Consider the following 2,227-nt stretch of genomic DNA (forward strand, 5'->3'; position numbering starts at 1 on the left):
CCCTTTCCCCACACCGGTATCTCCTCGATAAGCAACATACCCACCTCATCGCAGTAGTCCAGCAGGTTGGTGGCTTGCGGGTAGTGCATGATTCGGGTGAAGTTGCAGCCCATTGCCTTCATGGCATCAATGTCAAATTTAACGATATGGTCCGGTTCGGTTTGTCCGTAGGCCCGGTGGTCGGCCACCCTGTTGAATCCATTCAGATGTACAGCTTCGCCATTTAACAGCAACTTGTCGCCTCGGGCCTCAATTTTTCGGATGCCGAAACGGTCGGTACTGGTATGCACCGTGTTGTTATCTTTTTTGGCTTTCAGAGTGGTATGCAGTTGATAAAGGTGCGGGTTGTCAAAATCCCATAACCGCACTTCCTCCTGAGCTAGCGCAAAAGCCACCTTGGTGCTTGCTTCACCCCGCGCCGGGACGGTAACTTCTGTTTCGCTGGACGGGCAGTTCGCGCATTCCTGAATACTCGAGACCAGTACTCCTGAGAATTCGCGGTCGGACTGGTTGGCTATTCTAATCGAGGCGTTGACCGTGGCCTGCCCGGTTTCAAGATCAGGCTCAGCGACAATATGTTGCCATACGATACGCTGGTCGTTGTTACGCACCAGTTTAACTTCCCGGCTAATACCTCCCCAGTGCCACCAGGCCCCATAACCGTATTCGTTGTTAGCCGAAAGAGCGATGGTATTGTTCTGGCCAGGTTGAATGATACCGGTGACGTCAAACTCAAAGGGAGTATAACCCCCAACGTGCTTCCCCAGGTACTGACCGTTCAGCCAGACTTCGGAGGTTTGGTACACCGCTCCGAAGCACAACCTTATTTCACTCCCTTTCCAGTCCATGGGAAGCGTAAACGCTTTGCGGTAGTAGCCGGTGCCCGTGAAGTTGGCGTATGCATTTTCCGTATCCCAGTTGCCCGGCACGGGGAGTTGATCCCACTGCTCACTTTCGTAGTTCGGCTGTGTCCACTCCTGAGTTTTGGACAACAGTGAGTCATCGGTGAAATGCCAGGCGCCGTTCAGGGAAAATTCCGCAGAGCCACTTTGTGCAAAGGAGCTTACCGGCTGGGCAGCAAGGGACAGGCTTCCGCTCAAAAGTATTATCCACATCAGGGTTGTGTACTCTTTCATAAGTTTACGTTGCTTATTTTGTAAGAAAAAGAGAAGGCAAGGCTACCACTACTTTGTGCGTTGCTTTTGCTACCTTAATCAATCTGATCGTTGGCGTCCACCTCGCTAAGCGGGATCATCCAAAAGTAGTCGGTAGCGGGGTTAAAACTTCTTGTCCCGGCCCCCATCGCTTTCTCAAAGCCCGACTCATCGGCGTAGACCACGTGGCCGGTGGCATCGTCGATCATCGGCACCTGGAAGTTGTTGTTCCACGCATCGATGGACAGGGCCCGTCCGTAGATCTTACCGGGCAGCACATCTTCGGCAATTTCCCAGCGGCGAATGTCGATCAGCCGCAGTCCTTCTCCGGCCAGCTCTACCTTGCGCTCTCTTCTTAGAATCCGGCGCAGTTCGTCGCGGTTATCGGTGGTCACCGCAGGATAAGCGTCGGTTTCCGAGGCAGCCACGCCGTAGGCCCGGGCGCGTACTTCGTTCAGCGCGTTGCGAGCAGCCGTCAAGTCTCCCGCCGGGTTCTCAATATTGGCTTCGGCGACGATCAGGTACATCTCGGCCAGGCGAATCTGGATAATGTCTAACCCTACATTGATACGGTCAACCAGGCCAGTAGCATCCACGTATTTTTTCCACACAAAACCCGAATAAGAGGCAGCGGCACTCGTTACGTCAGCATAGTTGGTAGAGTCGGGATTCACATAATACGTAAAGCCGGGGTCAAATACGGGATCTATGTTGCCGTTGGTAAAAATGCTGGCGTTGAGTCGGGGATCGCGGTTCATGTAGGGATTCAGCGGGTCAAATGCCGGGTCTTCGTCTATTGGCAGTCCGTTCACCGTTTCGTACGAATCGGCTAGGTCGCGGGTAGGAATCAAGATAGACCAGCCATCACCCCCTGAGCGGCGGGGCCCCAGCAATTGCACCAGCCCCAAGTCTTTCACGTTCGTGAGATAACCCGCCGAGAAGATCACTTCCTCGTTGTTTTCGCCCGCGTGGGTGAACAGGGTTCGGTAATTGGGATACAGGGCGTAGCCGCCGTTAGCGATCACCTCCTGCGCCTGGGTAGCGGCAGTGGCGTAGTCCTGCTGGTACAAGGC

General features: G+C 54.2%; 2 protein-coding genes. Both read right to left on the reverse strand.

Going from position 1 to position 2,227, the window contains the following annotated elements:
• A partial coding sequence (locus ACEW8P_RS18710; RefSeq protein ID WP_373514599.1) for a glycoside hydrolase family 2 protein occupies positions 1 to 1,136 on the reverse strand: 1,136 nt, incomplete at its 3' end.
• A 74-nt stretch (positions 1,137 to 1,210) separates the two neighbouring features.
• Positions 1,211 to 2,227: RagB/SusD family nutrient uptake outer membrane protein (locus ACEW8P_RS18715; protein ID WP_373514600.1), on the reverse strand; the 1,017-nt coding region annotated here is incomplete at its 5' end.

Source organism: Persicitalea sp., from assembly GCF_041751555.1.
Classification (GTDB): Bacteria; Bacteroidota; Bacteroidia; order Cytophagales; family Spirosomataceae; genus Persicitalea.